The following is a 7,120-nucleotide window of genomic DNA, read 5'->3' as shown; positions in this document are numbered from 1 at the left end:
CAGCAATGGCGCTGACGCGATTGTAGCTGCGGCTGAAAACCCCTATGATGCCATTGTCCTTGATATGTTGATGCCTGGCTTGGATGGCATTCAAGTGATCCGGGTGCTCCGAAAGGTTATTCCCGGGACACCGATCATCGGCCTGACTGGTTATGTCGGACGAGGTTACATGGCACAAGCTTCTGCTTTTGGTGTTGTTTGTCTCAGTAAGCCGGTTGTTGTTGTAGACTTGCTTAGAGAACTCAGCGAAGGGCTGGCACTAAACCCAGAAGGTTAAACCCTCTCCATGTGGTTATATAGATTGAGACAAATAATTCATCTAATGAGAAATACATGCCCCGGGTACTGATTGTAGATGATGAAAAAGATGTCGTTGATTACATTCGCGAGGAGTTAAAAATCGCGGGTTATCAAACAGGCGTAGCCTATGACGGTGTTGAGGCGGTCTTGCTTGTTTTGGATGGCGGATGGGATGTCGTTATGATGGATATTCGCATACCAAAGCTTGACGGCATCAACGCGTTACGCATCATGCAGCGAGTTGCGCCAAAAGTGCCAGTTGTGATATTTACTGGCCAAGCAGCGCAAGGAGAGCTTATAAATTCCACCCAACTTGGCGCCTTTACTTACCTGATGAAAGCAGTTTCTCCAGAAATGCTCGCTGCGACGATGAGTCAGATAATGGGGGAGACAAAATAACATAGCTGGACCGATACGGTTCATCGAAGGACAAAATAAAGAACTGCCTGGACTACACTTATCAGTGAAGTGAGAGCAAAGTGCAGCCGGAGTCGCTGAATTATAAGAATTAATGTTCTAGAGGATGAAATAGCCAGGGTATCCATAATTCATTAATCAGGCGGCAGCAGGGTACGATCCTGATATTTTTATTCATGGTATTTTCTGGCCATTGATATTGCCGGAATCCCTGGAGGTTTGATCTGAAGCGGCAATGAACGGGTGACTTTTCCTCTTTTAGTAATCATAAGGAAGCAGAGAAAATATCTCAAGGTAATCAGATCAAAAAATCTCGCAAAAGCCGACAATGAGTTAGAAATCTATGTAAAAACGATATTTTATTAGTTCCGATTATTTATACAAATCGGAAGCTATTGAATTTAATCGCAAAATGTGCTACGATTTGTCCATGACTGATGATGATCGTGGGATTTACAAACCAAAACGGAAAAATAAACAGCTCACGCTGCCGGGCGCGCTGGAGAAGGCTGGAGCAGCGGCAAACCAGGCCGCCGCCCGCCACCGTTTTACGGATTATAAAATGCGGCGTGCAGATGAAACACTACGCCGTCAAAAAACGGACCTGGAATTATTCGGTCAATTCCTAGAAGAACTGCAGGTCAATACCGGGAATCTATTTGATACACCAGAAGCCTGGCAAGGCGTCACCTGGGGTCTTGTTGAAGCCTTTCTAAGGTGGCAAATGAGCAAGGGTTACGCCCTTTCGAGCATAAATGTACGTCTATCTACTATAAAAGCATTTTCAAGGATGGTCATGCAGGCCGGATTTTTACCCCCTGAGGAGTACGCTCTGATCCGATCAATACAGGGCTATACGCAGAAAGAGCAGATTAGAATTGACCAACGACGCCAAATTACCCGTATTGGCGCTAAAAAAGCTTCATCAGTTCAAATTTCTAGAGAGCAGGCGCGATTATTGAAGAAAGCACACGCTAATTCGCCCCAGGGGCGGCGTGACGCCCTGATGATGTGCCTGCTTTTGGATCATGGGCTGCGCGTCGGCGAGGTAGCCGCCCTATCGGGCGACAATCTCGATCTGGCTCAAGGCACCCTTCGTTTTTACCGTTCCAAGGTATCCAAGGTCCAGATTCACCGTCTGACTGGCGATACACATACAACGGCCCGAGCTTATGCGGATTTTGGCGATCTGCCAGACAGCGCTCCCCTGCTGCGCCGCAGCAAGAAAAATGAAAAACTAGGTAAGGCGGGAATGAGCGAACGCGCTATAACGCAGCGCGTCAAATTTCTGGGTGAGAAAATTGGCCTGATGGGACTTAGCGCCCACGATTGCCGCCACTATTGGGCCACAGCAGCAGCACGGCACGGTACAGATCCATTTACCCTACAAGAGGCTGGTGGTTGGGCTTCACTGGCTATGCCCAGGCGTTACATCGATGATAATGATATTGCTAATGCAGAGGTAAAGCTGGACTAAACCCCCTCCCCTCCCTGCAATAATATAAAAGCAACACCTTCGGAGAACTCCGAAGGTGTTGCTTTTATTTCGCAATATGATTCGCAGCAGCGTCTACTTGCCTTCTCGTTTAAACGGCAGCGCTGAAGCAGCCGGCCAGCTGGCCTTGCCCATCACCAGCACCAAAATAACCAATGTGACGATATACGGCGAAGCGGTCATGAACTGCGGCGGCACGGGGAAGCCCATCGCCTGCATGCGCAGCTGCAGCGCATCTGCAGCACCAAACAAGAGCGTTCCAAGCATGACACCCAGCGGCTCCCATTTCCCAAACACAATGGCCGTATAGGCGATGAAACCCCGTCCAGCAGTCATGTTCTCCATAAAGGAGTTGAGCATGCCTAGAGAGAGGAAAACGCCGGCCAGACCGCCCAGCGCGCCTGTGAAGACCAAGGTCAGATATCGTACATTGAAAACGTTAATTCCCACTGTGTCTGCAGCGTGAGGGTGTTCACCAACTGCGCGTATTTTCAGTCCCCACGAGGTGCGGTAAAGGATGAACCAGACCGTCGGCACCATGATAAAAGCTACATAGACGATCGGAATGTGGTTGAAGAAGATCGGACCCAGGATTGGAATGTCGCCCAGCAGTGGTATTTTCCATATTGAAAGCCCAGGCACCACGATTACCTCCTGGATAACCTCATCCCCCCTGGTAAATACAAGCGCATAGAGGATACTGGTCAAACCCAATGCTCCCATGTTCATCGCTACACTGGTCACAATCTGGTGGGCGCCAACCGTCACAGCCATAACGGCATAGATCATGGCAAAGATAATCCCAAAGATCATGGCAAGCAGCACGCCCACCCAAACATTGCCCGTCACACCGCTGCCAATAATGCCCCCAATAGTTCCCATGAGCATCATCGACTCAAGGCTGAAAGTAACGATTCCGGCTTTCTCTGCCAACAGGCCGCCGATTGCGGCCAGCATTAGCGGTGTGGCCATTCGCACAATCGCGACATAAAAATCAACTGTGATAAAGATGGTAAGGAAGTCTTCAAACATGAGATTCCTCCTCTGTGTTGCTCAGATTTGCGGATGGTGGTTCTGGTGGCTGCCGCCGCATCAATCTGCGTTTCTTCAAGGTCGATTCGACATCAAAGGTTGTGCCAGCGATGGCGAACAGGATCGCGAGCGCCTGGATCACATAGATCACAGTCACCGGGATCATGGTGATGATCCCCATCTTATTCGCCCCTGCTTTGAGGGCGCCAAAGAACGTTGCACTGAGCAAGACCCCAATGGGATGGAGTTGCCCGATGAGCGCCACAGGGATACCTTCGAACCCGGCGTTGACCAGGAACTTGGGAATAATGCGGTGTTGGCTGCCCAAAACCTCCATACCACCAGCCAACCCGGCCAACGCGCCGCTGATCAGCGCCGTAATAATGATCGTCCGGGGGATGTTGATACCCATTGCTTTTGCGGCCTGCGGGTTGATACCGACGGCGCGAGATTTGTAGCCGATAGTGGTTCGAAACATGATGAAATACATCAGCAAAACAAAACCCACACCCAGAACCGGCGCCAGGGTCATGCGGCCAAAGGCCGGGATTGAAGAAATGGATTCGTACCAGGCTGAACTTCCGAACAAATTGACGAAGATCGGGATTTCCATGATGCTTTTCAGCGAGGGCATATACGCGGCTTCAGCCGTGAAAGGCGATTTGGGGAAGGGCTGTGCGGGGTCTTTAATACCAATCCAACTGACCCAACTCCAAACCGGTACCTCACCATTCGCATTGAGTTCCAGCCCGCGGGTAAAATGATCAACACGCATAGCCCACTCAGCAAATTGAATGGCAATATAATTCATTAACAGTGTGGTGAGTACCTCGTTGACGCCGCGAGTCGCTTTGAGGATGCCCGGAAGCAGCGCATATAGCGAGCCAAAGAGCATCGCAGCCGCCATACAAGCAGGGATCAAAGCCCATCCGGGCCAGTTGGTCAGGGTGGCGCCCACCCACACGGCGGCATAAGCACCCATCCACAGCTGCCCTTCCGCACCGATGTTGAAGAACCCGCCCCGGTAGCCGTAAGCCACGGCCAGACCGGTAAACAGCAGCGGCGTTGAGCGGATCAGTGTGGTGGCGATGGCGTTGGGGCTGCCGAAAGCGCCGCTGAACAACGCGCCGTAGGCCTCAAACACATTCGCGCCCCAGGCAATGAGGATGAACCCACTAACCACAAAAGCTGATAAGATCGCCAGGATGGGGATGGATACGTTGAAAGACTTTTCGTAATAGTCACGCCAGATGTCTTGAAAGGTTTTCTTATTATTCATCAGGCTTCCCCAGCCTCCTCAGCTTGTGGTTCTTTCGCCTGCGGCGTGCCGCTATCAAGGCGCTTCAGGCCGGCCATCAACTCGCCAAGCTCATGGATATCGGTGTCAGCGCCCTTGCCGGGAATGATGCCCATAACCTCGCCTTCATACATGACGGCAATTCGGTCGGACAGCGAGAGGATTTCTTCCAGCTCGGTTGAGATCAGCAGTACCGCCGCCCCTCGATTGCGCGCTTCGATCATTTGCTTATGCACATACTCGGTAGCGCCAATATCGAGGCCACGCGCCGGTTGAGCGGCAATAATCACATCAGGCTCGCCGCTTAGCTCGCGGGCCAGGATTACTTTCTGCTGGTTGCCGCCCGATAGCAGTTTGGCAAACAGCTGCGGCCCAGGCGCACGCACATCGTAATCCATCATCGATTGATCAACAAATCTTTCGACTTCTTTCTTGCTGAAGATTCCCCCTTTGGAAATGGGCGACGCAAAGTAGGTCTTTCCGATCAGGTTCTCAGTGATAGTGAAATCAAGAAGTAAACCTTCATGGTGCCGGTCCGGTGAGATATAGGCCACATTGCGCTTAATCATATCGATCGGCTGAAAGTTGGTCGTTTCCTCTCCCTTGACGAAAACTTTGCCCGATCCGGCCTTGCGCATACCGACAATCACGGAAGCCAGTTCGGTCTGCCCGTTGCCATCCACCCCGGCAACGCCCAGTATTTCGTTGGCGTGTACCTCAAATGAGATACTCTTGACCGCCTGTAAATCGCGGTCATCGAGGGCATTCACATTTTCCAGCTTTAGCAGAACCTCCCCAGGCTCTAACTCGGGCTTATCCATCTTCAAGAACACCTCGCGCCCCACCATCATCTTTGCCAGTTCAGGGGCACTGGTGTCCTCAATGTTTACAGTGTTAACCAGGATTCCATCACGCAGCACGGTCACCCGGTTACAGACCGCCATGACCTCTTCCAGTTTGTGTGTAATAAAAATAATCGAAAGCCCATCATCGGTCAGTTTCTTTAGAATAAGGAATAAGTCCTCAACCTCACCAGGGGTGAGTACGGCAGTCGGCTCATCCAGAATAAGCAGTTCAGCCTCTCGATAGAGCGCTTTTAGGATCTCCACCCGCTGCTGCACGCCTACTGGGAGGGTCCAGATTTGAGCAGTGGGGTCTACACGCAGATGATAACGTTCACCCTGCTCTCGGATCTGCTGCTCAACAGTTTCCAGATTAAGAAATGGTTCTCGCTCCATGGGCATGCCCAACACTACATTCTCGGCCACTGTCAGCGGTGGCACAAGCATAAAATGCTGGTGCACCATGCCAATCCCTAGAGCAATGGCATCACGCGCCTGGTGGATCTCTACTTCCTCCCCTTTCCATATAATCTTCCCGCTGGTCGGCTGGTAAACGCCATAAACACAATTGGTAAGTGTCGTTTTTCCGGCACCATTCTCACCCAACAGCGCATGGATTTCACCCCGCCGGATATCCAGGTCGACGTTATCATTGGCAATCACACCCGGAAAGGTCTTGCACATCTTCTCCAATTGGAGAACAATCTCTGATTCTGCCATAGTCAAACCTTTTTATTATCTGGGAGTTCCCTAACGCGTCAACTATAGGGAACTCCCAGGTATTCGTTATGCCTGCCGTTTATGCAAGAAAAGCCTTTCACCAGGCAGGGTTTTAGCTTTGAAGACTAGAGGTCAGTACGGAATTGGACGTCAGGTGACATCATCTCACAATCGGCGCCCTTTTCGATGTAGCAGGCCAAGATGCCGAAAATCTCTTCCTCAACCTCGATCGGCAGAATGCCATAGGTCGGGCTCAAGACAATAGCACCGTCACGCATACCAACGGGCATCGCTTCGCCAACCGGTGCATTACCGTTATCGACCCAGGCCTTCATAGCCAGTTCGATCTGCATGGGGACCATTTCTTCATAGCCGCCAACAACAAATTCTGGGCCAAGATAGTTCTTATCCTTCACACCAGAGACCGCCCATGCCATTTTACCATCTGCGCGAGCTTCTTCGATAGCCTCAACAACACCGGAGTCACCAGCATCGGCAACCAGGATGAAGACATCGATACCCTGCTCAATGCCAGCTGTTGTCAGTTCTTTAGCCTTGGCGGGATCCGCCCAGTCGCCGACCTCGAGCCATTCAACATTGCAGCCATCGATCTTGCCCTGGTCAACCAGCCACTCGCCGGCAACCTTTACCATATCACCATTCCACGCCAGGTTGGGGTAAGTTTGACCAACGATATAGGCAACCGTACCGGTCTGTGTAAGCTGGCAGGCCTCCAATCCGGCGAAGTAGCCTTCCTCACCACTGACAAAGCTCAAACCGATGACGTTGGGGTCCTGGCCCGCACCCCGGCTGGTCTGTAAGAATTGTAAGTCGGGATATTCGAGAGCAACTTCGTTTATCTGGTCAAAGTACTCGAAACCGTGAGCATGCAGGAAATCACAACCGGATTCTGCATATTCGCGCAGCAGATCGGAGGTCTCTTCGGGCAGAGTATGCTCGCGATAGAGAATGTTCATGTTGTATTTACCGCGCAAGTTGGTCAGACCAAGGTAAGCG

General features: G+C 51.4%; 7 protein-coding genes. 3 read left to right on the top strand and 4 right to left on the bottom strand.

The window, feature by feature from the left end; genetic code table 11:
* From HN413_10025 to HN413_10015, 3 genes are all read left to right on the top strand, one after another.
* Positions 1-277: response regulator (locus HN413_10025; protein MBT3390737.1), on the top strand; the 277-nt coding region annotated here is incomplete at its 5' end.
* A 56-nt stretch (positions 278-333) separates the two neighbouring features.
* Entirely contained in the window at positions 334-699 is a 366-nt protein-coding gene (locus tag HN413_10020; GenBank protein MBT3390736.1) for a response regulator, read from the top strand.
* A 448-nt stretch (positions 700-1,147) separates the two neighbouring features.
* Positions 1,148-2,194: a site-specific integrase gene (locus tag HN413_10015; GenBank protein ID MBT3390735.1), complete on the top strand. Its 1,047-nt coding sequence runs from the start codon at positions 1,148-1,150 to the stop codon at positions 2,192-2,194.
* 93 nt (positions 2,195-2,287) lie between these two features.
* On the opposite strand, the gene HN413_10010 is transcribed toward HN413_10015, so the two are convergent.
* The 4 genes from HN413_10010 to HN413_09995 form a co-directional block, all read right to left on the bottom strand.
* Entirely contained in the window at positions 2,288-3,244 is a 957-nt protein-coding gene (locus HN413_10010; protein MBT3390734.1) for an ABC transporter permease, read from the bottom strand.
* Positions 3,237-4,523, bottom strand: coding sequence for an ABC transporter permease (locus tag HN413_10005; GenBank protein MBT3390733.1), 1,287 nt, complete (start codon positions 4,521-4,523; stop codon positions 3,237-3,239). The genes HN413_10010 and HN413_10005 overlap by 8 nt, the downstream gene beginning before the upstream one ends.
* Positions 4,523-6,103, bottom strand: coding sequence for an ABC transporter ATP-binding protein (locus HN413_10000; GenBank protein MBT3390732.1), 1,581 nt, complete (start codon positions 6,101-6,103; stop codon positions 4,523-4,525). The genes HN413_10005 and HN413_10000 overlap by 1 nt, the downstream gene beginning before the upstream one ends.
* 125 nt (positions 6,104-6,228) lie before the next feature.
* A partial coding sequence (locus HN413_09995; GenBank protein ID MBT3390731.1) for a BMP family ABC transporter substrate-binding protein occupies positions 6,229-7,120 on the bottom strand: 892 nt, incomplete at its 5' end.

It is taken from the genome of Chloroflexota bacterium, from assembly GCA_018648225.1.
Taxonomy (GTDB): domain Bacteria; phylum Chloroflexota; class Anaerolineae; order Anaerolineales; family UBA11858; genus NIOZ-UU35.
Note: the sequence above shows the minus strand (reverse complement) of the source record. Positions and strands in the feature narration are given on the sequence as shown.

Bases quoted from the DNA above. Each gene is read 5' to 3' on its own strand.
- HN413_10020 (MBT3390736.1), top strand. From the start codon at position 334: ATGCCCCGGGTACTGATTGTAGATGATGAAAAAGATGTCGTTGATTAC.
- HN413_10015 (MBT3390735.1), top strand. From the start codon at position 1,148: ATGACTGATGATGATCGTGGGATTTACAAACCAAAACGGAAAAATAAA.
- HN413_10010 (MBT3390734.1), bottom strand. From the start codon at position 3,244: ATGTTTGAAGACTTCCTTACCATCTTTATCACAGTTGATTTTTATGTC.
- HN413_10005 (MBT3390733.1), bottom strand. From the start codon at position 4,523: ATGAATAATAAGAAAACCTTTCAAGACATCTGGCGTGACTATTACGAA.
- HN413_10000 (MBT3390732.1), bottom strand. From the start codon at position 6,103: ATGGCAGAATCAGAGATTGTTCTCCAATTGGAGAAGATGTGCAAGACC.